Genomic DNA, 25268 nt, shown 5'->3' with positions numbered 1-25268 from the left:
GCCGCGCGACCGGGCCAACTAAAACGAGGGAGGGAGCATGAAGAACCGTTTCGTTCTGGGTGCGGTACTGGCGCTGGCCGTGTTGGCCGGTGGTTGTTCGCGCGGCGGCGACTCGGCTGCGCACGAGGGCCGGATCACCGTCGGTTTCAGCCAGGTCGGCGCCGAGAGCGAGTGGCGCACCGCCAACACCGCCTCGGTGAAGCAGGCGCTGGCCGAGCCGGAGTTCCGCCTGAAGTTCTCCGACGCGCAGCAGAAGCAGGAGAACCAGATCAAGGCGCTGCGCTCGTTCATCGCCCAGCGCGTGGACGTGATCGCGTTCTCGCCGGTGGTCGAGTCCGGCTGGGAAACCGTGCTGCGCGAGGCCAAGGCCGCCAACATCCCGGTGGTGCTGACCGACCGCGCGGTGAAGGTTTCCGACGATTCGCTGTACGCCACCTTCATCGGCTCGGACTTCGTCGAGGAAGGCCGCCGCGCCGCGCGCTGGCTGGTCGACGACAGCAAGGACAAGCCCGGCCCGATCCGCATCGTGGAACTGCAGGGCACGGTCGGCTCGGCGCCGGCCAACGACCGCATGAAGGGCTTCCACGAGGTCGTCGACCAGGACAAGCGCTTCCAGGTGGTGCGCTCGCAAAGCGGCGATTTCACCCGTGCCAAGGGCAAGGAGGTGATGGAGGCGTTCCTCAAGGCCGAGGGCAACAAGATCGACGTGCTGTTCGCGCACAACGACGACATGGCGATCGGCGCGATCCAGGCGATCGAGGAAGCCGGGCTCAAGCCGGGCCAGGACATCCGCATCGTCTCCATCGACGGCGTGCACGGCGCGTTCGAGGCGATGAAGGCCGGCAAGCTCAATGCCACGGTGGAGTGCAACCCGCTGTTCGGCCCGCAGCTGGCGCAGCTGATCCGCGACGTGAAGGCCGGCAAGCCGGTGCCGAAGCGGGTGGTGGTCGAGGAGGGCGTGTTCACCCAGGACCAGGCCGCGGCCGAGTTGCCCAAGCGCAAGTACTGAGATGAGCGCCATCGCACTCCAGGCCAGCGGCCTCGGCAAGCGCTTCGGCGCCACCGTGGCGCTGGAGGACGTGGGCCTGTGCCTGCGCGCCGGCGAGATCCACGCGCTGATGGGGCAGAACGGCGCGGGCAAGTCCACGTTGATCAAGCTGCTGACCGGCGTGGTCGCGCCCGACGCCGGGCGCATCGAGCTGGACGGCCGCGCGATCGCGCCGCGGACGCCGCTGCAGGCGCAGCACGCCGGGATCAGCACGGTCTACCAGGAGGTGAACCTGTGCCCGAACCTGTCGGTGGCCGAGAACATCTACGCCGGCCGCTACCCGCGCCGGCGCTGGACCGGCGCGATCGACTGGAAGCAGGTGCGCGAGGGCGCGCGCGCGTTGCTGGGCGAACTCAACCTGGACATCGACGTCGAGCTGCCGCTGGCGCACTACCCGGTGGCGGTGCAGCAGATGGTGGCGATCGCGCGCGCGCTGGGCGTGTCGGCACGGGTGCTGGTCCTCGACGAGCCCACGTCCAGCCTCGACGAGGGCGAGGTGCGCGAACTGTTCCGGGTGATGGGCCGGCTGCGCGAGCGCGGCATGGCGATCCTGTTCGTCACCCACTTCCTCGACCAGGTCTACGCGGTATCCGATCGCATCACGGTGCTGCGCAACGGCCGCCTGGTCGGCGAGTACCTGCCGGCCGACCTGCCGCAGCCGGCGCTGGTGGCGGCGATGGTCGGGCGCGAGGTCGCGCTGGCGCAAGGGCGCGATGATGCGGCGCCGGTGGCGGGGGATGCGCCGGCGGTGGTGGAGGCCGAGGGCCTCGGCCGCCGCGGCAAGCTGCATCCGACCGACCTGAGCGTGCGCGCCGGCGAAGTGCTGGGCCTGGGCGGCCTGCTCGGCTCCGGGCGTACCGAACTGGCGCGGCTGCTGTTCGGGCTGGATCGTGCCGAGCACGGCGAGTTGCGCGTGCGCGGCCGCGGCGAGCGTTTCCGCCACCCCGGCGACGCGGTGGCGCGCGGGTTGGCGCTATGCCCGGAGGAGCGCAAGACCGAGGGCATCGTCGCCGAGCTGTCGGTGCGCGAGAACATCGTGTTGGCGCTGCAGGCGCGCATGGGCTGGCGGCGTTCGCTCTCGCGCGGCAAGCAGGACGAGCTGGCCGCGCGCTTCGTGGAGGCGCTGGGCATCAAGACCGCCGGCATCGAGACGCCGGTCGGTGCGCTGTCGGGCGGCAACCAGCAGAAGGTGGTGCTGGCGCGCTGGCTGGCCACCGAGCCGACGCTGTTGATCCTGGACGAGCCGACGCGTGGCATCGACATCGCGGCCAAGCAGGACATCATGGGCGAGGTGGTGCGGCGGGCGCGGCGCGGGATGGCGGTGTTGTTCATTTCCGCGGAGATCGACGAGTTGACGCGGCTGTGCGACCGGATCGCGGTGATGCGGGAGCGGCACAAGGTGGGGGAGTTGCCGGGTGGGTGCGATGGGCAGCAGGTGCTCGAAATGATTGCGGGGCATTGAGGTGAGGGGACTGGCATCTCACGCCATGTCTCTACCATCGTCCCCGCGAAGGCGGGGGCGAAGGGCCGCTGCTTGCGAGCCACAGGCTCGCGCGGCACAGAGCGCCATCGGGCTATGCCCGATGGCCGGGGATCGAAGATCCAGTGTCTTTGGCGCCATTTATCCGGTCCACGCAATCTCATCGCTTCACGCCATCCCACTATCGTCATTCCCGCGAAAGCGGGAATCCAGGGACGTTGCCTTTGGGCTTTTGGCGATACAGCTAAAAGCTTTCGCCCTTGGCGAGTCACTTTTCTTTGCTTGTGCAAAGAAAAGTAACCAAAAGAAAGCACACCCCGCCTGCGCGCCCGCAGCTGCGCTGCGGGTCCGCGGAGCCAATGGGATTTTCGGACGCGACCTCCTGTCGCGGCCGAAAACGGCGCACATCCTTGTGCGCCGCCCTTCGGGTTTTTCCCATTGTCTCCGCCGCTTCGGAGGGGCCCCGATAAGTCAAAGGCGAAAAGCAAAATCAACAGCAACAGCAACAGCAACAGCAACAGCAAGGTCATGCGCTTCGATTTTTACCGGGGCGCGGTGAGGTGATGAACGAGATGATGTCTTCTTCCCCGTCCACCTCGACGCCGCGCTGGCGACAGTGGCTGCAGGACTGCGTGGCGCAACCGTTGTTCTGGCCGTTGTTGACGCTGGCGCTGCTGCTCGTCGGCAACGGCCTGTTCAATCCGGGGTTCCTGGCGCTGGAATGGCGCGACGGGCACCTGTACGGCAATCTCGTGGACATCGGCAATCGCGCCGCGCCGTTGGTGTTGGTGTCGCTGGGCATGACGCTGGTGATCGCGGTGCGCGGGCTGGACATCTCGGTCGGCGCGGTGCTGGCGATCGCCGCGACCGTGGCGGCCTGGACCATCGCGCGGCTGCAAGGAAGCGGGGACGGCCAAGGGCTGGTGCCGCTGGCTGCGGCGATCGGCGCGGCCTTGGCGGTGGCGGCGCTGTGCGGGCTGTGGAACGGCTTGCTGGTGGTCAAGGCCGGCATGCAGCCGATCATCGCCACGCTGATCCTGATGGTGGCCGGGCGCGGCATCGCGCAGCTCATCAGCGATGGCCAGATCCTGACCGTCTACTACGCGCCCTATGCGTTCCTCGGCAATGGCTTCCTGTTCGGCCTGCCGTTCTCGCTGTTCGTGGTGGCGGGCGTGTTCGTGGCGCTGCAACTGCTGCTCGGGCGCAGTGCGCTGGGCCTGTTCGTGCGCGCGATCGGGCACAACCCGCTGGCCGCGCACGTGGCCGGCGTGCGGGCGCGGGCGATCATGCTGGCGCTGTACGTGTTCTGCGGCTTCAGCGCGGGCCTGGCGGGGCTGCTGGTCAGCTCCAACGTCAAGAGCGCCGATGCCAACAATGCCGGGCAACTGCTGGAACTGGACGCGATCCTGGCGGTCAGCCTGGGCGGCACGCTGCTCGGCGGCGGCCGCTTCAGCCTGGCCGGCAGCCTGGTCGGTGCGCTGATCATCCAGACGCTGACCTCGACGATCTACGCGATCGGGGTGCCGCCGCAGGTCAACCTGGTGGTCAAGGCGGTGCTGGTGTTCGCGGTGATGCTGCTGCAGTCGGCCGAGTTCCGCAGGCGCGTGCGCGGCTGGGCGGTGCGGCCGGCGAAGGAGGAAGGACGATGAGCGCGATCCCGATGATGGCCGCGCCGGGCGGGCTGGTGCGCTTGTGGCGCGATCCGCGCTACCTGTCGCTGGCGGTGACGGTCGCCCTGTTCGTGGCGATGTCGGCCACCGGCGGGGTGCTGTACGACGGCTTCCTGTCGCCGCAGGTGTTCCTGAACCTGCTGATCGACAACGCGTTCCTGCTGATCGTCGCGGTCGGCATGACCTTCGTGATCCTCACCGGCGGCATCGACCTGTCGGTGGGCGCGGTGATCGCCTTCACCACGGTGCTGTCCGCGACGCTGGTGCAGAACCACGGCTGGCATCCGCTGGCGGCGATCCCGCTGGTACTGGCGCTGGGCACCGGCTTCGGCGCGCTGATGGGCACGCTGATCCAGCGCTACCGGCTGCAGCCGTTCGTGGTCACGCTGGCGGGCATGTTCCTGGCGCGCGGCGCGGCGACGCTGATCAGCGTCGACTCGATCAACATCGACCATCCCTTCTACGTCGCGGTCGCCGGCCTGCGCTTGCCGGTGGGCTTCGGCGCGTCGCTGTCGGTCGGGGCGGTGGTGGCCCTGGCCGTGGTGGCGGGCGGGGCGCTGCTGGCCGGGATGACCCGGTTCGGGCGCACCGTGTACGCCATCGGCGGCAACGAGCAATCGGCGCTGCTGATGGGCCTGCCGGTCGCCTCCACCCAGGTGCGGGTGTATGCGCTGAGCGGCTTCTGCGCGGCGCTGGCCGGTGTGGTCTACACCTTCTACATGCTCAGCGGCTACAGCCTGCACGCGCTCGGGCTGGAGCTGGACGCGATCGCCGCGGTGGTGATCGGCGGCACGCTGCTGGCGGGCGGCAGCGGCTACGTGCTCGGCACGCTGTTCGGCGTGCTGATCCTGGGGCTGATCCAGACCCTGATCGTGTTCGACGGCACGCTCAGTTCGTGGTGGACGCGCATCGCCATCGGCGTGCTGCTGCTGGTGTTCTGCCTGCTGCAGCGCCTGTTCGCCAGCCGGCAGCGCAAGCAGGGAGGTGCGCCATGAGCGCGATGTCCTTCCGGTGCGGGGCATGGCTGGTCGCGGCGCTGCTGGGCATGGCGGCGCCGGCCTTCGCCGCCGACGTGCTGGGTACGGTCGAGAGCCCGGACGGGCAACTGCGCGTGGAGATGTCGCGCGACGCCGACGGCCGGCCGAACTACCGCCTGCTGCGGCAGGGCCGCGAAGTGATCGCGTCTTCTCCGCTGGGATTGGTGGGCGAGGAGGCCGACCTGTCGCGCGGGCTGGCGTTCGCCGGGGCCGATGCGCCGGAAGCGCTCAGCGACGACTACGAGTTGCTGTCCGGCAAGCGCCGCCACAACCACTACCGCGGCAACCGTCGCGTGTTCCACTGGCGCACGGCCGATGGCGCGCGCCTGGACGTGGTCTGGCAGGTCTCCAACGATGGCGCGGCCTTCCGCTACGGCATCCCGGAGGCGGTACCGGGACTGCGCACGCTGCGCCGCGATGCGGCGGCGTTCCGCCTGCCGCGGCAGGCGCATGGCTGGCTGCAGCCGATGTCGGTGGCGCAGACCGGTTTCGCCAGGACCAATCCTTCGTACGAGGAGTACTACCTGCAGGACGTACCGGTCGGCACGCCGTCGCCGCTGGGCGTGGGCTGGGTGTTCCCGGCGCTGTTCCGCGCCGGCGACGACTGGGTGCTGCTGAGCGAGGGCACGCTGCGTCGCGGCGATGCCGGCAGCCGCCTGCTCGATGGCGACGTGCCGGGCGAGTACCGCATCGGTTTTCCCGACCCGCGCGAGGTGGTCCCGGACGGCGCGTCCGATCCGTGGATCGAGGCCTACCCGTGGCGTTCGCCGTGGCGGATCATCGCCGTCGGCAGCCTGGCGAGCATCGCCGATTCCACGCTCGGCACCGACCTGGCCGATCCGCCCGATCCCGCGCTGCCGTCGGCGCCGCGTCCGGGCAAGGCGTCGTGGAGCTGGCCGTTGCTAGGCGATGCGTCCACCGTCTACGACGTGCAGAAGCGCTTCATCGACTACGCCGCTTCGATGGGCTGGGGCTACACCCTGATCGATGCGCTGTGGGACACCCAGATCGGCATGCCGCGCCTGCGCGAGCTGGTGGATTACGCGCGCGGCAAGGGCGTGGCGATCCTGGTCTGGTACAACTCCGCCGGCGCGTGGAACGAGGCGCCGCAGACGCCGCGCGGCCTGCTGCTGGACCACGACAGCCGCATCCGCCAGTTCGAGCAGCTCAAGGCGGCCGGCGTGGCCGGGTTGAAGATCGACTTCTTCGGCGGCGACGGCTCCTCGATGATCGCCTACTACCTGGACATCCTGCGCGACGCGGCGCCCTACGGCTTCCAGATCAACTTCCACGGCGCCACGCTGCCGCGCGGCTGGCAGCGCACCTGGCCGAACCTGATGACGATGGAATCGGTGCGCGGGCTGGAGTTCGCCACCTTCGAGCAGGCCAACGCCGACCAGGTGCCGGCGCACGCGGCGACGCTGCCGTTCGCGCGCAACGTGTTCGACCCGATGGACTTCACGCCGATGGCGCTGGTCAAGCTCAACGACCGCGTGCAGCGCCGCACCACCGCGCCGTTCGAGCTGGCCGAGTCGGTGCTGTTCGTCTCCGGCATCCAGCACTACGCCGAAACGCCCGAGGGCATGGCGCAGGCGCCGGAGTACGTGCGTGCATTCCTCAAGGCGTTGCCGGCGGCGTGGGACGACAGCCGTTTCATCGGCGGCTGGCCGGGCCGCTACGCGGTGTTCGCGCGCCAGGGCGGCGGCCGCTGGTTCGTGGCCGGCATCAACGCCGACGCCGCGCCGCGCAAGCTCTCGCTGGACCTCGGCGCGCTCGGCGGCAAGCCGGTGCGCGGAACGCTGATCGCCGACGGCGACGATGCCCTCGGGTTCTCCAGCCGCCGGATCGCGCTCGATCCGGGCAAGCCGCTGGATCTGACATTGCCGGCGCGGGGAGGGTTCGTTCTGCAGTTGGACTGAACGACGGCCGCGCGCCGCGATGGCGGCCGCGCGGCGTTCCCGGAATCCGCGTGCGCTTGTAGAGGAGGGCACATGCAACAGACGCAAAAACTGTCCGTGATCGAGAAACTCGGTTACGGCGCCGGCGACATGGCGGTCAATGTCGTGATCTCGTCGATGATGCTGATCATCACGTTCTTCTATACCGACGTGTTCGGCCTCAAGCCGCAGGACGTGGCGCTGCTGTTCATCGTGGTGCGGCTGATCGACGCCTTCGCCGACCCGGCCATGGGCATGTTCACCGACCGCCACACCACGCGCTGGGGCCGCTATCGTCCGTACTTCCTGGTGATGGCGGTGCCGTTCGGCATCTCGGTGTTCCTGACCTTCACCACGCCGGACCTGTCCTACAACCTCAAGCTGGTGTGGGCCTACGCCACCTACCTGCTGGTGATGCTGGTGTTCACCGCGGTCACCATCCCGTACATCTCGCTGATCGGGGTGCTCACCGCCGATCCGCAGGAACGGCTGTCGGCGAACGGCTACCGGCTGTTCTTCGCCAAGGTCGCCGCGTTCCTGGTCACCATCGTGGTGCCGCAGCTGGCGGTGGCATGGGGCGGCGGGCATCTCGCCGACGGCTACAAGTGGGCGATGGGCCTGATGGGGCTGCTGGCCACGCTGCTGTTCCTGTTCTGCTTCTTCTCCACCACCGAGCGCATCCAGCACCAGGTCGAGCGCAAGCCGCTGCGCGAGCAGCTGGGCCTGCTGCTGCGCAACGACCAATGGCTGATCCTGGGCGCGGTCTGCATCGTCGGCACCATCGGCTACGTGATCCGCGGGTCGGTGGCCGCCTACTACGCCAAGTACTACCTCGGCGGCGACGCGAAGCTGATGTCCGCGTTCATGGCCACCGGCGTGGTCGCGGCGATCCTGGCGATGGTGGTATCGACCTGGATCACCAAGGTCTATTGCAAGGTCAAGCTGTTCCGCTACAGCCAACTGGTCGTGGGCGCGCTGAGCGTGGCGATGTACCTGCTGGTCAAGCCGGGCGACATCGCGCTGGCGTTCGTCCTGTACTTCCTGGTCAGCCTGGTGGTGGACCTGCACGCGCCGGTGTTCTGGTCGGCGATCGCCGAGGCGGTGGACTACGGCCATGCGCGCAGCGGCAAGCGCGTGGCGGGGCTGGCGTTCGGCGGCATCTCGTTCTGCCAGAAGGCCGGCATGGGCGTGGCCGGGGCGATCGTCGGCTGGCTGCTGGCCGGTTTCCACTACGTGCCGGACCAGCCGCAGAGCGCGTTCACCCTCAACGGCATCGCGCTGATGCTCACCATCATCCCCGGCGCGTTCCACGTGCTGATGGGCGGGCTGATGTTCCTGTACCGCATCACCGACGACTACTACCGCACGCTCAAGGAGCAGATCGTCGAGGAGGCCCCCGGCGACGCCGGCCCCGCGCAAGACGCTTTCAACGCACGTACCACCACGGAATGCCCGACATGACGTTTTCGTTTTCCAACCCCTTCATCCTCCATCGCGCCGATCCGTTCGTGCTGCGCCACGATGGCCACTATCACTTCACCGCCTCGGTGCCGGAGTACGACCGCATCGTGCTGCGCCGCGCGCCGACGCTGGCCGGGCTGAAGGACGCCGAGGAGAAGACCCTGTGGCGCGCGCCGGCCAGCGGCCCGGCCAGTTCGCTGATCTGGGCGCCGGAAATCCATCGCTTCGACGATGCCTGGTACGTCTACTTCGCCGCGGCGCCCTCGCGCGAGATCAAGGACGGCCTGTTCCAGCACCGCATGTACGCGCTGAGCAATCCCTCGGCCGACCCGATGCAGGGCGAGTGGGAATTCGCCGGCCGCATCGACAGCGGCATCGACGCGTTCTGCCTGGACGCGACCTCGTTCGAGCACAAGCGCCAGCGCTACTACCTGTGGGCGCAGAAGCACCCGGACATCCCCGGCAACTCCAACCTCTACCTGGCGCCGTTGGCGACGCCGACCGCGCTGGGCGGTGCGCCGGTGCTGCTGACCAAGCCGGAATTCGACTGGGAGGTGCAGGGCTTCCTCGTGAACGAAGGCCCGGCCGTGCTGATCCGCAACGGCAAGGTGTTCGTCAGCTATTCCGCCAGCGCCACCGACGAGCGCTACGCGGTCGGCCTGCTGTGGGCGGACGCCGAGTCCGACCTGCTCGATCCGGCCAACTGGCACAAGTCGCCGGTGCCGGTGTTCGCGACCGACGCCGAGCGCGAGGTGTTCGGTCCCGGCCACAACAGCTTCACCACCACCGAGGACGGCGCCACCGACCTGGTGGTCTACCACGCCCGCAACTACCGCGAGATCGAGGGCGATCCGCTGTGGAACCCGGACCGGCAGACGTGCATCCAGCCGCTGCAGTGGGATGCGCAGGGCATGCCGGTGTTCGGTCGGCCGCTGCGCGAGGTGGCGTTGTGAGAACCCGCTCGCGATCCTGCTGTGCTCGCGATGTGGCCCGGGTGCGGTGCCCGGAATGCTCACGTATCGCTCATGCGCTGCGCTTCCTCCGCTCCGCCACGGGCCACCTGGCTTCGCTCGCGACGAAGCATGAACAGGTTCCGCGGCCGGCGCGACTGGCGCGCCGAGCCCTGCTGGCGTTGGCGGTATCGCTGGCCGTGCCCGCGTTCGCGCAGCAGGCGCCCGCCGACAACAGCGACATGATGGCCGCGCCGCCGGTCGCCAAGCCGCACAAGGGGTATTCGGCCGACGTGCTCGCGCACGATCCGGTGATGATCCGCCAGGGCAAGACCTGGTACCTGTTCATCACCGGCCCCGGCATCAGCGTCTACAGCTCGAAGAACCTGAAGACCTGGAAGGCCGAGGCGCCGGTGTTCGCGAAGATCCCCGGGTGGGCCTACGGCATCGTGCCGGACTTCAACGGCCATATCTGGGCGCCCGACATCTCCTTCCACGACGGCGTCTACACGCTGTACTACTCGATCTCCAGCGGCGGCAAGAACACCTCGGCGATCGGCGTGGCGACCAACACCACGCTCGACCCCAAGGATCCGGCGTTCAAGTGGGTCGACCACGGCATTGTGGTGCGTTCGCAGCCCTACCGCGATGCCTGGAACGCGATCGATCCCAACCTGGTCGAAGGGGACGACGGCACCCCGTGGCTGGCCTTCGGCTCGTTCTGGGGCGGCTTGAAGCTGGCGAAGCTGGCGCCCGACCGGCTGCACCTGGCCGAGCCGCAGGAATGGCACACGCTGGCGCGGCGCGAACGGCCCTGGCAGGCCGACGATGCCGAGCCCGAGCCCGGCGCGATCGAGGCGCCGTTCGTGTTCAAGCACGATGGCTGGTACTACCTGTTCGCCTCGTGGGACCACTGCTGCCGCGGCCTGAAGAGCGACTACCGGATCATGGTCGGCCGTTCGCGCGACGTGCGCGGCCCGTACCTCGACCGCGACGGCAAGCGCATGGACCATGGCGGCGGCACCGAAGTGCTGCATGGCAGCCCGCGCTGGGCCGGGCCGGGGCATAACAGCGCCTACCGCTTCGACGGCAAGGACTACCTCGTGTTCCATGCCTACGACGCCCGCGACAACGGCCTGCCCAAGCTGCACGTGCTGCCGATGCGCTGGGACGCCGACGGCTGGCCGGTAGTGGACCCGCGCGCACTGGACAAGTAGGCGCGGCAGCGCATCCGTGGGGGCGGCTTCAGCTGCGATCGGCTTTACCGGTAAAGCCCATCGCGCTGAAGCCGCTCCCGCAAAGAAGCCGGGTCAGGCCCTGGCCGTCACCTTCGCGCCCCATAGCGCATAGAACAGCACGTACAACTCGCAGGCCGCGGTCAGCAGGAAGGCGTTCTGCAAGCCGTAGGTGTCGGCGAGCCAGCCTTGCACCGCCACCAGCGCACCGCCGGCGATGGCCATCACCAGCAGCCCGGCGCCTTCCTCGGTGAGCGGGCCCAGCCCCCGGATGCCGAGCGCGAACACGGTGGGGAACATGATCGAGTGGAACAGCCCCACCGCGATCAATGCCCACATCGCCACCGCGCCGGTGCTGAACACCGTCACCAGCATCGTGACGAAGGCGCCGACCGCGAACAGCGCCAGCACCGTCTCGGCCGGGATCCTGCGCATCAACGCGCTGCCGGCGAAGCGGCCCACCATCATCCCGCCCCACAGCAGGAACAGGTAGTGCGACGCCTGCTGGTGGCTGAGATTGCCGATGTGCGGTTGCGAGACGAAATTGATGAAGAGGTTGGAGACGCCGATCTCGGCGATGAGATAGATGAAGATCGCCGGGATGCCGAGCACCAGGTTGCGGTGCCGCCACAACGAATGCCGGGCGCGCTCCTCGCGGGTGACGCGCTGGGTCGCCTGGCCGAGCGCCGGCAGGCGGAAGCGCGCGATCACGATCGCCAGCGCGACCAGCACCGCGGCGACGATCAGGTAGGGCAGCTGCACCGACTGCGCATCGGCCAGGCGCTCGGCCGGCGTCAGCGTCGCCTCGCCGACCTGGGTGCCGGACGCCGAGCGGCCGAGGATCAGGTAGCCGCCGAACAGCGGCGCCAGCGTGGTGCCCGCGGAATTGAACGCCTGCACCAGGTTGAGCCGCGAGGAGGCGGTCTCGGGCGTGCCGATCACCGCGACGTAGGGATTGGCGGCGACCTGCAGCAAGGTGATGCCGCTGGCGATGACGAACAGCGACACGAGGGTGATGGCGTAGGACGGCAGGCGCGCGGCCGGAATCATGCCGAGCGCGCCCAGCGCCATGATGCCCAGTCCGACCACCAGCGCACGCTGGTAGCCGATCCGCTCGATCAGCTTGGCGGCCGGCAGCGAGGCGAAGAAGTAGGCGACGAACCAGACCGATTCGATCAGCGTGGCCTGCAGGTAGGACAGCTCGAACACGCTGCGCAGGTGCGGCAGCAGGGTGTTGTTGATGACGGTGACGAAGCCCCACATGAAGAACAGCGAGGCCAGCAGCATCAGCGCGGGGCGATAGGTGGAGGCGTGCATTGCAGGGCCGGCCTGGGCGGTGGCCGTGGTGGTTGCGGTCGGTCCTGCCATCGATGCGGTCTCCGGTGCACGCCCGGGCGTGCGTGCGGCCGCGATGGGGGCGTGGCGAGTGCGGCCGCGTGCGTCTTCGCCAGGCGCTTGCCGGAAATCCGGCGCAGGCCAGCGTAGGAGAAGGGGTGCGGTGCGACCAATGACTTAACGCCATCGCGCTATGCCACTATTGCAATGCTGCATTGCAGCTAGGTGGAGCGCTGTCGAAAGGGTTTTCCTGCGGGAGGAACTTCAGCCCGGCAGGCTGCGCGGGTTGCGCGATGAGCCCGAGGTTCCCTTCTCCCGTTCACGGGAGAAGGTGCCCGGAGGGCGGACGAGGGCGCTTTTATCATGCGACTGCTGTAAAGCACTTCTTTGCCCATGTACGTGCGCAGCGAGAACGGCGCCGCACGGCGGGCCCCAGCGATCGCCAACGAGTCGCAAGCGGTCGCTGGGCCGAACCGCTCCGGAACGACGATATCGGCACCGCGTGGCCGGGATCCTCAGGGAATCGCGAACGACGCCGGGATGCCGGTGTGCTCCTGGTCGGTGTTCACCAGGTTGGCGTGGTAGTCGCGGGCCAACTGGTGCAGGCGCGCGCGTCCGGTGGCGACGTCGGCGCCGTCGCCGCCGGGCTTGTCGTCGTTGACGCTGAGCAGGAAGCGGCGGCCTGTCCAACTCTGCACCAGCGAGCGGGGGATCGCGCCGCTGTCCAGGCGGCCGGCCTGGACGTCGTAGGCGACGTTCCAGCCGGCATTGCCGCCGTAGTAGCCGGCGGTGGGATCGGTCGTGGTGTCCTTGACGATCAGCATCGGGAACGCCAGCCGTGCCTTGCCGGACGCCAGCGCCGCGGCATAGTCGCGCGGGCCGCTGTCGGAGACCGTGCCGGGCACGATCAGGAACATCACCTTGCCGCGCAGTTCGCCCAGCGTCGGCCAGGGCTTGTTCGCCAGCGCCTCGGCCGGCGTCGCGTAGCGGCTGCCGCAGGCGCTGTCGCGGCACATCAGCTTGAGCGGGGTGAAGATGTCCGATTCCGGGATGCGCGCGCGCAGTCCGTTCTCGGACAGGTTGGCGATCATCTCGTCCAGGTCGGCAGGCTGCGTACTGGTGCCGAAGCCGTTCTTCATCTCCAGCTTGACCAGGACCAGCGGATGCCCCGGCGTGTTGCGGTGGTAGCTGGCGATGGTGTCCAGGCACGAGCGCAGGTCCTGGTTGCGGTCGTTGCCGGGCTGCCCGCCCTTGGGGCAGTTGTTGATGTTGGCCAACGGATTGCTGTGCGAGACGCGCCAGCTGCCGAGATTGGTCCAGGCGTCGACCTCGATCATCTGCACGTCGCGCAGCGCATCGCTCAGGTACTCGTAGACGTCCTTCTTGTCGTAGGTGTTGTGCGAGCCGGCCAACTGCACGCGGTCGAGCGGATAGCGGTCGAGATCGGAGGTCTCGGCGCGGGTCTGGGCTTGCGCTGCGCCGGCCAGGCAGGCGGGCAGGACGGCGGCGAGGACGAGGGACAGGCACTTCGACGTGGGCATCGCATTGCTCTCCGGTTCGGGCGAAGGAAGGGGGCGCCGGCAGTGGGGCCGGCGGCGGCGTTCAGGGGGCGGATACCACGAAATCGGGATCGACCAGCCGGGCCAGCCGCTGCGCGAAGCGATCCAGCGGGCAGTCGTACCGTGCGTTGGCGATGCTGCAGCCGGGCACGAACACGGCGGCTTCCAGCGGCGGCGCCTGCAGCGTCAGCGGCAGGTTGCCGCGCAGCTGCGCCAGGCTCTGCGCGGTGTAGCGCACGCGCAGCACGCGTTCTCCGTCGGCCAGGCGCCAGCGTTCGAACACCAGCGCGCCACCCGGCGGGGTCTGGTCGGGCAGGTAGCCCGGCACCTGCCAATGCAGGTCGAGCAGCCCCGCCAGCAACGCGAGCGTGCCGTCGTGGCCGGAGACCACCGTCAACGCGGCGCCGTTGCCGATGGGGGCGTACGGCCAAGCCAATCCGCTGTCCTGCAGCAGCGTCGCGCCCAGCCGCGACGCGAGCTGCGAACTGGCCATCCGCGCGATGTCCGGCGCGCGCAGGCGCAGGCCGAACTCGGCCTGGTGCGGCAGCGAGGCCTCGGCCACGCTGATGTCGTCCAGGCCTTGCCAGCCGAGCGACGCGAAGTCCGCGCCATCGGCCCAGGCCATCAGCAGGCTTTCGCTGAGGCCGGAGGCGGTCGCGGCGGGACCGGCGATCTCGGGCAAGCCCTTGCCGTACTCCGGAAGGGCGGCCGGCGCGGTATCGATGCGCTGCTTGCCGGCACCGGCGCCGGCCGGGCACGGCACGCGCTCGCATTGGAGCAGAAGCGCCTGCAAGCGGTCGACCATGGGCTGCTGGGCGCGGTTCCAGGCCTCGGCATCGCCGCCGATCCGCCCGGCCAGCGCGGCGCGCATCAGTGCCCGCGCGGCCGGCGTGCGCAGCGCGGGCGGGCCGTCGAACATCGGGTCCGATGCGCCGTCGGCGACGTGGTGGACCGGATTCGGGCAGCCCGGCGTGAGCGTCTGCGCGATGGCCTCGGCGGAGGCGATGGTGCGCTGGGTGCGGTTGGCCCAGTAGTAGACGCGCTCGCAGTCGTCGCCCCGCAGCAGGCCGAGCTGCCGGTAGCGGACGCGATGGTAGGCGCCGAACCGGCGTTCCAGTTCGGCGCCGTGCGCGGTCAGTTCGCCGGCAGGCACGCCGAAGCGCGGCCAGGGCCGCGCCGAGAACGACTCCAGCCGTTCCGGGCTGGACATCGCGGCGCGCACGCCGTGGCGCTTGAGTACGACGACCTTTTCCAGGGTGTCCTGCGCGGCGGCGCAGGCGAGCGTGGGGAACAGCAGTGCCAAAGCCAACAGCGGGGCGGCCAGGCGCGTGGTGATGCTTTTCATGGGGAACCGGTAGCGGAGGCGGAACGGGCGCCAGGCCGGGCCACCATCGCGGCGATGGCGGCCCGGCGAGGCGGCAGGGAACTCAGAAGCGCGCGCGCAGGCCCACCGACCAGGTGCGGCCGTAGTCGGTATAGCCGCCGAACAGGCCATCGCCGACGTACTGGCGCTGCACCTCGCCGGTCAGGTTGATCGCGTTGACGAACACCGACAGGTACGGGTTGACGGTGTACGACAGGTTCGCGTCCAGGCTGCCGAACTCGTCGGTGTTGAGCGTGGCCACGTTGGCGGTGCCGACCGCGTTGAGGATCTTGTCGCTCCAGCTGTAGCTCAGCCGCGCGGCCACCGGGCCCTTCTCGTAGAACAGCACCGCGTTGTAGGTGTTCTTGGCGACGCCTTCCAGCTTGTCCTCGAAGGTGTCGTCGCCGTCGCGGTACTGCGCCTTGCTGTCGGTCCAGGTGTAGTTGAGCTGCATGCCGAGCCCGTCGAGCGGCGCCGGCAGGCCGGAGAACACCTGCTGGTAGGCCACTTCGGCGCCCTTGACGCTGGCATGGCCGCCGTTGGTCTTCGAGGACAGGCGATAGACCTGGCCCTGGTAGGTAAGGTTGGAGATCTCGGTCTGGATGAAGCGCGAGATGTCCTTGTAGAACACGCCGGCGGTGAGCGCGGTGGTCTTGTCGACGTACCACTCCCAGGTGAGGTCGTACTGCCAGGCCTCGAACGGCCTCAGCGCGGGGTTGCCGCCGCTGGCGGTGAGGATCTCGCCGCTGGAATTGAAAGTGAGCTTGGAGGAGAGGTCGGTCAGGTCCGGGCGGGTCATCACCTTGGCCGCCGAGGTGCGCAGCACCATGTCCTCGCGCACGTCCCAGGCCGCATTGAACGACGGCAGCGCCTCGGTGTAGGTGCGCTCGAAGTGCACAGGCGAAGCCTTGCCGTCGAGGTCGGCGTAGCCGTCGGTGGCCTGCTCGGTGCGTACCAGGCGCACGCCGGCGTTGCCGCGCAGTTCGCGCCCGGCCAGTTCGTGGCCGAAGTCGGCCATCACGTAGGCCGAGGCGATCTTCTCCTTCACTTCGTAGGAGTTCTGCAGGTCGGCCGCGTTGGGCGTGTTGGCCAGCGCGGCCGGGGTCGGCCAGTCGCCCCAGAACTTCGATTCGACCGGCGCCAGCCATTCGCGCGGCAAGTCGCCGTTGGAGCCGGACAGCATGTCGCCCACCGGCAGCGCGGTGAAGTAGCTGGCATCGAAGACCTTGCCGCCGATGCTGTTGAGGATGAGGTCGGCGCGGTCGTAGTCGCGCGAACGCTGGCGGTACTTCACGCCGGCCTTGACGGTGCGCAGGAAGCCGCCGTCGAGCGCGCGGCTGGCGTCGAACTGCAATGCGTCCTCCTTGTCCTCGGCGTCGATGGTGCGCCATTCCAGGCGGCGCCCCGGCGTGGCGCCGGGCGAGGTCGGGTCGTAGCCGTTGGTGAAGGCCCAATCCGGCACGTTGTCGCCGTCGGCCTGCGGCATGTCGATGCGCATGCCGACGGTGTTGCCGGTGCGCAGGCGGGTGCGACGGATCGGATCGGCGTCGTAGCTGTGCGCCTGCGAGTGGAACGCCACGCCGGACAGCGTCCAGGCATCGCCGGACCAGGTGGTGCCGAAGCGCACGCTACGGTTGTCGTCGACGATGCCGGAGGTCTCGCGCGAGATCTGCACCTGGCCGTTGCTGTAGTCGAAGCCGGTCACGGCGTCGTGCGACACCGCGATGTTGCGCATGCGGCCCAGGTTGTCGGTGCCGACGCCGATGCTGTACTCGTCGTAGTTGACCTTCTGGCGGGCATAGAACAGGTCCAGGTTCATTTCCAGCGCCTGGGTCGGGCGCCATTGCAGCGAGGCGGCTACGCCGGTGCGCTCGCGGTCTTCCAGCTCCAGCGTGGGGCGGATGCCGGTGGGCGCGTAGTGCGCCTGCCCGTTGGTGCCGGGCACGCCGTTCTCGTAGTAGTCCCAGCTCACTTCGTTGACGCGGTCCTGGCGCAGGCTGCGCTCGGCGTAGGCGCCGGAGACCAGCAGGCCGAAGGTGCCTTCGGCGTTGACCCAGTTGAACAGGCCGGACACGCGCGGATCGTGCGAGTCGGCCTTCTGCGCCTGGCTGGATTCGAGGGAGACGTTGGTCAGCGTCCTGCCGAGGTCGAGCGGGCGAAAGGTGCGCACGTTGACGATGCCGCCGATCGCGCCTTCGTCGAGGTCGGCGGTCGGGCTCTTGATCACGTCCAGGCCCGAGACCAGTTCCGCCGGCAGCGTGTCGTAGCGGAACTGGCGGCCGGTCTGGCCGGAGTTGCGCACGTTCTCGTTGACCGCCATGGTCTGCCCGTTGAGCGTGGTGACCTGGAAATTGGGGCCGAGGCCGCGCACGCGCACGTACACGCCTTCGCCGCGGTCGCGCACGATCGACACGCCCGGCACGCGCTGCAGGGCCTCGGCGACGTTCTGGGCCGGCAGCTTGCCGATGTCCTCCGCGGCGATCACGTCCACCACGCTGTCGGCGTAGCGCTTGCGCCGCATCTGCTCGCTCAGGCTCCCCGCATAGCTGCCGGTGACCTCGATGCGCTCCAGTTCGGTGGCCTGCGGCAGGGCGTCGTGGGTGCCGGCCGGGCGCGCTTGGCGGTCGTCCCGCGCCGGCGCCGCGGGAGCGTCCGCCGCCTCGGCCTCGATCGTCACGGTGGTGGCGTTGAGGTAGCGGTAGCGCAGGCCGGTGCCCTGCAGCAGGCGTTGCAGCGCCTGCTCGGCGCTCAGGCCGGGCGCGACCGCGCCGGCCTGCGGATTGCCGGCGGCGTGCGCGTCGTAGACGAACTGCAGGCCGGTCTGGTGCGAAAGCGTGTTGAGCGCGCGGTCCAGCGGTTGCGCGGGGATGGCCTGCGTGGCCGCGGGCGTGGCCTGGGCGAACGCGGTGCCGGCATGGAGGGCGAGGGCGATCGAAAGGAACAGCGTCTTGCGCATCGTCGTGTCCGAGTGGGGGGTAGGGACGCGCGGTTTCGTCCGCGCATGCCTACCTACGAGGGACGACGGCGAGGATCGGGCACCGTTTTTTCGATGAATTTTTTCTTACAGGTGCTTGGGCGCGGCCGCGGCACCGCCACGGCGGCCGATCAGCAGCTCGTCGCCGGCGCGGCGTACGTCCAGGGTGGGCTGGTCGCGCAGGAACGCGAGCAGCGAATCGATGTCGCCGCCGCGCAGGTTGCCGGTCAGGCGCAGCGCCCCGGCTTCGGCGTCCCGGATCCGCAGCTGCGTGCGGTTGAGCCGGTTGAAGCGTTCGGCCACTTCCGACAGCGGCTCGTCGCGGAACACCACGCGGCCGTTCCACCACGCGGTCATGGCCTGCGGATCCTCTTCGCTGATGCGCGTGGCGCGATCGCGATAGGCGATGCGCGCGCTCTGGCCGGCGCGCAGGTCGGCGAGCAGCGGGGCCGAGGGTGCATGCCCGTCCCACACCTTGACCCGGCCTTCGGCGACTTCCACCTGCGCCTGCCGCTGGCGCAGCGCCACGTCGAAGGTGGTGCCGATGTCCTCGATGCGCAGGCCTGCCGCGCGGACCTCGAACGGACGCCGCCCGGGCGCCACCTCGAAGCTGGCTTGGCCGCGGCGCAGCTCGATGCGGCGCTGCAGCCAGCCCATCCGCACCGCGATGGCGCTGCCGCCGGCGAGATGGATGCGGCTGCCATCGTCGAGCACGAACGCGCGCGGCGCGCCGAGGCCGGTTTCGTGCACGTGTTCGCGCGGCCAGAAACCGTGCGCCAGCACCGCGACGCCGGCCAGCGTCGCGGCCAGGGCGAAGGCGCGCGCCAGGCGCGGGCGCCGCGCCGCGGCCGGCGCAGGGCGAGGCGTCGATGCGAGCGGCAGCGCGACGACATTGTCCCGGGGCGCGTGGGGCGGGGCGGCCAGCAGCGCATCCAGGTCGATGTCCATCGAACGCAGCGCGCCGCCGAGTTCGCCGGCGATGCACTGGATCGCCAGGTACTCGCGCAAGTGCAGCGGCGAGGCGACCAGCCAGTCCATGAACTGCGCCTGCTGCTCGGGCGCGAGCTCGCCGGCGCGGTGCAGCGCATGCCAGTGCGCGGCTTCGTGCGTCGCGTGCGCGCGGTGCTGGGCGGGCGCGTTGCTCATTCGTGGCCCGTCTCGTCGGCGAGCGCGCGGCGGCAGGCGGAAAGCCCGCGCACCACGTGCTTCTTGACCATGTGCGGCGACACGCCCATGCGCTCGGCGATCTGCCGATAGCTGAGCCCGTCGCGGTACTGCATCACCAGCACGGCGCGGGTGTTCTCCGGCAGCCCGGCCAGCAGCGACTGCAGGCGTTGCTGGCGCTGCTGGCGTTCGACCACGTCGTCGGCCGCCTCGCCGGCGTGCAGCGCGATCGAGAGCTGTTCGAGTTCGTCCAGTGGCAACGGCGCTGGGCGCCGGCGCGCAGCCTGTTCGCGCGCCAGGTTCATCGCCACGGTGTACAGGTAGGCCTCGGGATTGGCGATGGCCTCGCCCTGGGACTGGTGCGCGCGCAGCAAGCGCAGATAGGTCTCCTGCACCATGTCCTCGGCCTCTTCGTGGGCGCCGCGCCGCGCGAAGAACCCGCGCAGCGTCGGGCGGTGCTCGACGAACAGGCCCGCCCAGCTCCGCTTTGCCTGTCCCCCCGCCATACGACCCCGCACCTCCCCAGCGTGCCGGGCAGGCTATTGCCGGGATATGACGCGGCGGTGACGGCGCGCCCGGCACTGGTGCCGGTGCCGGTCTAATTCGGCGGATAGCCGGCGTCGGCGAGCGCGCGCCGGATGGCGGCCTCGTCCGCCGAGGTCTCGATGCGCACCATGTGGCTGGGCAGGTCGGCCTCGACCTTGGCTTCCGGCGCCACCGCCTGCACGGCGCGGGTGACGTGGCGGACGCAGCCGCCGCAGGTCATGTTCTCGATGGTGTAGGCGATCATCGTGGAAAGCGTCCTCTGGGAAGCCGCCAGGCTAGACCTTCCCACGGTAGCAAGGTCAAGCGCTGGGGACGGGTTGACCTTCCCATCGTGGGAAGGTTCAAGATGGCGCCATCCCGAGATCGAGGCAGCGGAGATGACCACATCCAGCCCGGCGCGCAGGCGTGCCACGTCCAGCGAATTGCAGCTCCCGGTGGCCGGCATGACCTGCGCATCGTGCGTCGGCCATGTCGAGAAGGCGATCGCTCGCGTGCCCGGGGTGCAGGCGGTGCAGGTGAACCTGGCCACCGGCCGGGCCGACGTGCGCTTCGCCGGCGCGCCGGACCCCGGCGCGGTGGTGGCCGCGGTCGAGGACGCGGGCTACGAGGTGCCGCTGCGCGAGCTGGAGCTGGGCGTGCAAGGCATGACCTGTGCCTCGTGCGTGGCGCACGTGGAGAAGGCGTTGAAGAGCGTGCCCGGCGTCGAGTCGGCTTCGGTGAACCTGGCCACCGGGCGTGCGCGGGTGCGCCTGCGCGAGGGCCTGGCCACGCCGGAAGACCTGGAAGCCGCCGTCGCCGACGCCGGCTATTCCGCGCATCGCCTCGATGCCGCCGATCCGCGGCAGGACCGCGAGGCGCAGGCGCGCGAGCGCGAGATCGACGGCCTCCGGCGATCGTTGCAGGCTGCCGCGCTGCTCGCCTTGCCGCTGGTGGTGCTGGAGATGGGCGGCCACCTGGTGCCGGCGCTCCACCACTGGCAGTTGCAGACCATCGGCCAACAGCCGCTGCGGCTGTTGCAGTTCGCGCTCGCCACCCTGGTGCTGGCCTGGCCGGGGCTGCGTTTCTTCCGGCGTGGCATCGCTTCGCTCCGGCATCGCGCGCCCGACATGAACGCCCTGGTCACGGTCGGCGCCGGCGCGGCATGGGCGTACTCGACCGTGGCGACGTTCGCGCCGGGCGTGCTGCCCTCCGGCACCGACCACGTCTACTTCGAGGCGGCGGCGGTGATCGTGACGCTGGTGCTGCTCGGGCGCTGGCTGGAGGCGCGGGCGCGCGGGCGGACCTCCGACGCGATCCGCCGCCTGGTCGGCCTGCAGCCGCGCACGGCGCGGGTATGGCGCGACGCTGACTTCGTGGAGTTGCCGCTGGCGCAGGTAAAGGCAGGCGACGAAGTACAGGTGCGCCCCGGCGAGCGCGTGCCGGTCGACGGCGAGGTAGTCGATGGCGAATCGTACGTCGACGAATCGATGCTCAGCGGCGAACCGGTGCCGGTCGCCAAGCAGGCCGGCGCGCGCGTGGTCGGCGGCACCGTCAACGGCCACGGCGCGCTGCGCGTGCGCGCGACCGGCGTCGGCGCCGACACGGTGCTGGCGCAGATCGTGCGCATGGTCGAGCAGGCGCAGGGCGCCAAGCTGGCGATCCAGGCGCAGGTGGACCGCGTGACCGGCTGGTTCGTGCCGGCGGTGATGCTGGCCGCGCTGCTGACGTTCCTGGCGTGGCTGGCGTTCGGGCCTTCGCCTTCGCTCGGGCTGGCGCTGGTCAACGCGGTGGCCGTGCTGATCATCGCCTGCCCGTGCGCGATGGGGCTGGCGACGCCGGTCTCGATCATGGTCGGCACCGGGCGCGCCGCCGAACTGGGCGTGCTGTTCCGCCGTGGCGATGCCTTGCAGGCATTGCGCGGCGTGCAGGTGGTCGCGCTCGACAAGACCGGCACGCTGACGCGCGGCAAGCCGGCGCTCACCGACGTGCGGGTGGCGGCGGGATTCGACGCGGACGAGGTACTGGCGCTGGTCGCCGCGGTCGAGGCCGGCTCGGAGCATCCGGTCGCCCATGCCCTCGTGGCGGCCGCCCGCGAGCGCGGCCTGGCGCTGCCGGCGGCAAGGGATTTCGCCGCCGAGCCGGGCCATGGCGTGCGTGCGCAGGTCCAGGGCCGGCGCGTCGAGGTCGGCGCGGACCGCTACATGCGGCGGCTCGGGCTGGACATCGGGCCGTTCGCCGAGGAACTGCAGGCGCTGGGCGCGCAGGGGCGCACGCCGCTGTTCGCGGCCGTGGACGGGCGCGTGGCCGCGTTGCTGGCGGTCGCCGACCCGATCAAGCCCGGCACGCCCGAGGCGATCGCCGCGCTGCACCGGCTCGGCCTGCGGGTGGCGATGGTCAGCGGCGACCAGCGCGCCACCGCCGAAGCCGTGGCGCGCTCGCTGGGCATCGACGAGGTGCGCGCCGAGGTGTTGCCCGAGGGCAAGGTGGAGGCGCTGGAGCAATTGGGCGAGGGCGTCCGCCGCATCGCCTACGTCGGAGACGGCATCAACGATGCGCCTGCGCTGGCCCGGGCCGATGTCGGCATCGCGATCGGCACCGGCACCGACATCGCCGTGGAATCGGCCGACGTGGTGCTGATGTCCGGCGACCTGCGCGGCGTGGTCAACGCGATCGCGATCTCGCGCGCGACGTTGCGCAACATCCACCAGAACCTGTTCTGGGCGTTCGGCTACAACGTCGCGCTGGTCCCGGTGGCGGCCGGCGCGCTGTACCCGTTCAACGGCATGCTGCTTTCGCCGATGATCGCGGCCGGCGCAATGGCCCTGTCGAGCGTGTTCGTGGTCGGCAACGCGTTGCGGCTGCGGAGCTTCCGGGCGGCGCTGCCGCTGGCACCTGCGACCTGAGGGGGGATGGACGATGAACATCGGCGAGGCCGCACAGCGCTCCGGCGTGTCGGCGAAGATGATCCGCTACTACGAACAATCCGGCCTGATCCCGGCGGTCGCGCGCTCGGCGTCCGGGTACCGCGACTACTCCGACAGCGACGTGCACCGCCTGCGCTTCGTGCGCCATGCGCGCGACCTGGGCTTCGACGTGGAGCAGATCGGCGAACTGCTGTCGCTGTGGAGCGACCGCGACCGCGCCAGCGCCGACGTGCATGCGCTGACGCTGGCGCACATCGCGCGGTTGCGGGAGAAGGCGGCGGAGATCGAGCGGATGATCGCGGTGCTGCAGCGGTTGGCGGACAGTTGCCACCACGACCGCAGTCCGGATTGCCCGATCCTCGACGAGCTGGCCAGCGACGCATCCGCGGCGGACGGGTTGGCGCACCATGCGACGCGCTTCGGGCAACCCGGGGAACCGCCGAAGCGACGGCGTCGCGCTCCGGGCTGATTCCATTGCGTGGCGAGTACCGTGGGAGCGGCTTCAGCCGCGATCGGGCCTTGCCGGTAAAACGCGTCGCGGCCGAAGCCGCTCCCGCAATGAAGCGTGCAGATCCATTCCCGTTCCGAGTCGCCGGTTTCCCGTCTTCGGCGGAGACGGCGGCAGGATTGCGGAACGGCAGGCGCGGGGCAGATCGCGCCTCGCGGAAAGGTCCCGCGCTTGTGCCGCTCCCATGAAGCGCGCCGGCTCGAAGAAGGGGCCCATGGCATGGCGCGCGGCCGCCTCTCCCGCACGCATGCGGAAGAGGCGAACGCCCGGGCATCGCGTGCGGCGATGCCCGGGCGAAGAGGTCACTGCAACTTCAACATCACGATCGACTTGGCCGGCAGGTCCACTTGCAGCGTGCCGCCGCCCAGCTTGGCGCCGTTGAACGCCTGCGGCTTCACCGCATCGGGCTTGTCGTAGGTGTTGAGCGAGGTGATCGCCGGGGCGGTCAGGATCTGCCCGCTCACGCCGCGCGCCTGCGCATCGCCTTCCACCTTGACCTCCACCTGTGCGGCGCGGTTCGGGTCGAGGTTGGTCAACGCGACGTAGACGTGCCCGTCCTTGGCCTTGACCGCCGAGCCGTGCACGGCCGGCACGGTGAAATCGGCATGGCGGTACTCGGGCGACTGGATCTGCAGCGGCAGCGCGGTCGCGTCCTGGTAGGGCTTGTACATCGCGAACACGTGGTAGGTCGGGGTCAGCACCATCTTCGAGCCGTCGGTCAGGATCATCGCCTGCAGCACGTTGACCATCTGCGCGATGTTGGCCATGCGCACGCGGTCGGCATGCTTCACGAACACGTCCAGCGTCAGCGAGGCCACCAGCGCGTCGCGCAGCGTGTTCTGCTGCTGCAGGAAGCCGGGATTGCTGCCAGGCAGCGGCGCGTACCAGGTGCCCCACTCGTCGACCACCATCGCGACCTTCTTGTCGGGGTCGTACTTGTCCATGATCGCGCCGTGCTTGCTGACCAGCTCCTCCATGCGCAGCGCCTGCTGCAGCGTCTGGATCCAGGCCGTCTCGTCGAACTCGGTCGAGGACGCCCTCGGCGGCCAGCCGCCGGGCACGGTGTAGTAGTGCAGGCTGAGGCCGTCCATCATCTTGCCGGCCTCGCGCATCATCACTTCGGTCCAGTGATAGTCGTCGTTGTTGGCACCGGGCGCGATCTTGAGGATCTTCTGGTCGGCGGGAGCCTTGATGAAGGTCTGGTAGCGGCGGTAGACGTCGGCGGCGTACTCGGCGCGCATGTTGCCGCCGCAGCCCCACAGCTCGTTGCCGACGCCGAAGTACGGCACCTTCCACGGCTGGTCGCGCCCGTTCGCGCGGCGCTCGTTGGCCAGGGTCGAACGGGTCGGCGCGGTCATGTACTCGACCCACTGCGCCATCTCGTCCGGCGAGGCGTTGCCGACGTTGCCGGCCACGTAGGCCTGGGTGCCTAGAAGCTCCGTGAAGTCCATGAACTCGTGCGTGCCGAAGCTGTTGGGTTCCTCCACGCCGCCCCAGTGCGTGTTGACGCTGACCGGGCGCTTGTCGCGCGCGCCGATGCCGTCGCGCCAGTGGTACTCGTCGGCGAAGCAGCCGCCGGGCCAGCGCACGTTGGGCACGGCGATCGCCTTCAGCGCGGCCACCACGTCGTTGCGGTAGCCGCGCGTGTTCGGGATCTTCGAGTCCGGCCCGACCCACACGCCGCCGTAGATGCCGGTGCCCAGGTGCTCGGCGAACTGGCCGAACAGGTTGCGCGAGACCTGCGGTCCCGGTTGGTCGGCACGCAAGGTGCCCTGTACGCCGACGTCCGCGGCCGAGGCCAGGCCGCTGGCCAGCGCCAGGGCGCCCAGCAGCAGCGACAGCCGGCGTGGTGTGCGAAGAGGTTTCAGGCCAGGAAGGCGCATGGGCAAGTCTCCTGTGGATGCGTGGGCGGGTTCCGGCCCGCCGTGGATGAAAACGGCCGGGGCGCGGCCACGGGAGGCGCCGCGCCCGGCCAGGGCGGGTAATCCACCGCATAGATGCGGCTGGGGAGATGGGTAACCAGGTCGAACAGCGTCGGATTGCCGTGGTAGTCCCAAGTACTCCTCCCCGGTAACGTGGGTGGCGTCGAAGATCGGCA

Annotated in this window: 18 protein-coding genes; 10 read left to right on the top strand and 8 right to left on the bottom strand. The window is 69.9% G+C overall.

Annotation, left to right across the window (positions count from 1 at the left end):
- Window positions 1-37 precede the first annotated feature (37 nt).
- The 8 genes from M3M27_RS14415 (at window position 38) to M3M27_RS14380 (ending at window position 10800) form a co-directional block, all read left to right on the top strand.
- The gene (locus M3M27_RS14415) at window positions 38-1009 is read left to right on the top strand and encodes an ABC transporter substrate-binding protein (protein WP_140722783.1); all 972 of its coding nucleotides are present in this window, start codon (window positions 38-40) and stop codon (window positions 1007-1009) included.
- A gap of 1 nt (window position 1010) precedes the next feature.
- Window positions 1011-2510 (top strand): sugar ABC transporter ATP-binding protein, encoded by a 1500-nt coding sequence (locus tag M3M27_RS14410; RefSeq protein ID WP_140722780.1) that lies wholly within the window; start codon window positions 1011-1013, stop codon window positions 2508-2510.
- Window positions 2511-3103: 593 nt separating this feature from the next.
- A complete protein-coding gene (locus M3M27_RS14405; RefSeq protein WP_434028024.1) occupies window positions 3104-4177 on the top strand; it encodes an ABC transporter permease in 1074 nt (357 codons plus the stop codon).
- An 11-nt stretch (window positions 4178-4188) separates the two neighbouring features.
- On the top strand, window positions 4189-5193 hold the full coding sequence (yjfF, locus tag M3M27_RS14400; RefSeq protein ID WP_434028023.1) for a galactofuranose ABC transporter, permease protein YjfF: 1005 nt from the start codon (window positions 4189-4191) through the stop codon (window positions 5191-5193).
- Entirely contained in the window at window positions 5190-7154 is a 1965-nt protein-coding gene (locus tag M3M27_RS14395; RefSeq protein WP_434026070.1) for a glycoside hydrolase family 97 catalytic domain-containing protein, read from the top strand. The genes yjfF and M3M27_RS14395 overlap by 4 nt, the downstream gene beginning before the upstream one ends.
- A 72-nt stretch (window positions 7155-7226) precedes the next feature.
- A complete protein-coding gene (locus M3M27_RS14390; RefSeq protein WP_140722766.1) occupies window positions 7227-8633 on the top strand; it encodes an MFS transporter in 1407 nt (468 codons plus the stop codon).
- Entirely contained in the window at window positions 8630-9586 is a 957-nt protein-coding gene (locus tag M3M27_RS14385; RefSeq protein WP_434026069.1) for a glycoside hydrolase family 43 protein, read from the top strand. The genes M3M27_RS14390 and M3M27_RS14385 overlap by 4 nt, the downstream gene beginning before the upstream one ends.
- A 179-nt stretch (window positions 9587-9765) precedes the next feature.
- Window positions 9766-10800 carry an arabinan endo-1,5-alpha-L-arabinosidase gene (locus M3M27_RS14380; RefSeq protein WP_434026068.1) on the top strand — a complete coding sequence of 345 codons (1035 nt, stop codon included), beginning with the start codon at window positions 9766-9768 and terminating at the stop codon, window positions 10798-10800.
- Between the two features lie 93 nt (window positions 10801-10893).
- On the opposite strand, the gene M3M27_RS14375 is transcribed toward M3M27_RS14380, so the two are convergent.
- The 7 genes from M3M27_RS14375 to M3M27_RS14345 all read right to left on the bottom strand — a co-directional run bounded on the left by M3M27_RS14375 (window position 10894) and on the right by M3M27_RS14345 (window position 20003).
- Window positions 10894-12186 carry a sugar MFS transporter gene (locus tag M3M27_RS14375; protein ID WP_434026066.1) on the bottom strand — a complete coding sequence of 431 codons (1293 nt, stop codon included), beginning with the start codon at window positions 12184-12186 and terminating at the stop codon, window positions 10894-10896.
- Window positions 12187-12668: 482 nt separating this feature from the next.
- Window positions 12669-13694: a Ca2+-dependent phosphoinositide-specific phospholipase C gene (locus M3M27_RS14370; protein ID WP_434026065.1), complete on the bottom strand. Its 1026-nt coding sequence runs from the start codon at window positions 13692-13694 to the stop codon at window positions 12669-12671.
- Between the two features lie 61 nt (window positions 13695-13755).
- Window positions 13756-15057 (bottom strand): histidine-type phosphatase, encoded by a 1302-nt coding sequence (locus M3M27_RS14365; protein ID WP_434026064.1) that lies wholly within the window; start codon window positions 15055-15057, stop codon window positions 13756-13758.
- Window positions 15058-15139: 82 nt separating this feature from the next.
- A complete protein-coding gene (locus M3M27_RS14360; protein ID WP_434026063.1) occupies window positions 15140-18031 on the bottom strand; it encodes a TonB-dependent receptor in 2892 nt (963 codons plus the stop codon).
- A gap of 105 nt (window positions 18032-18136) precedes the next feature.
- Window positions 18137-19195, bottom strand: coding sequence for a FecR family protein (locus M3M27_RS14355; RefSeq protein ID WP_434026062.1), 1059 nt, complete (start codon window positions 19193-19195; stop codon window positions 18137-18139).
- On the bottom strand, window positions 19192-19719 hold the full coding sequence (locus M3M27_RS14350) for an RNA polymerase sigma factor (protein WP_434026061.1): 528 nt from the start codon (window positions 19717-19719) through the stop codon (window positions 19192-19194). The genes M3M27_RS14355 and M3M27_RS14350 overlap by 4 nt, the downstream gene beginning before the upstream one ends.
- 92 nt (window positions 19720-19811) lie before the next feature.
- The gene (locus M3M27_RS14345; protein ID WP_434026060.1) at window positions 19812-20003 is read right to left on the bottom strand and encodes a heavy-metal-associated domain-containing protein; all 192 of its coding nucleotides are present in this window, start codon (window positions 20001-20003) and stop codon (window positions 19812-19814) included.
- Between the two features lie 133 nt (window positions 20004-20136).
- On the opposite strand from M3M27_RS14345, the gene M3M27_RS14340 reads away from it, so the two are divergent.
- Both M3M27_RS14340 and cueR read left to right on the top strand, forming a co-directional pair.
- Complete coding sequence (locus M3M27_RS14340) at window positions 20137-22641, top strand: heavy metal translocating P-type ATPase (RefSeq protein ID WP_434026059.1); 2505 nt, start codon at window positions 20137-20139, stop codon at window positions 22639-22641.
- Window positions 22642-22654: 13 nt separating this feature from the next.
- Window positions 22655-23131, top strand: a complete 477-nt coding sequence (gene cueR, locus M3M27_RS14335; RefSeq protein WP_434026058.1) for a Cu(I)-responsive transcriptional regulator — start codon at window positions 22655-22657, stop codon at window positions 23129-23131.
- A 341-nt stretch (window positions 23132-23472) separates the two neighbouring features.
- Here the strand turns inward: cueR and M3M27_RS14330 are convergent, their stop codons facing one another.
- On the bottom strand, window positions 23473-25053 hold the full coding sequence (locus tag M3M27_RS14330) for an alpha-N-arabinofuranosidase (RefSeq protein WP_434026057.1): 1581 nt from the start codon (window positions 25051-25053) through the stop codon (window positions 23473-23475).
- Between the last annotated feature and the right edge of the window lie 215 nt (window positions 25054-25268).

Origin of the sequence: Xanthomonas boreopolis (assembly GCF_046529185.1) — a bacterium.
Classification (GTDB): Bacteria; Pseudomonadota; Gammaproteobacteria; order Xanthomonadales; family Xanthomonadaceae; genus Pseudomonas_S; species Pseudomonas_S boreopolis.
This window is presented reverse-complemented; position numbering and strand designations above follow the sequence as displayed.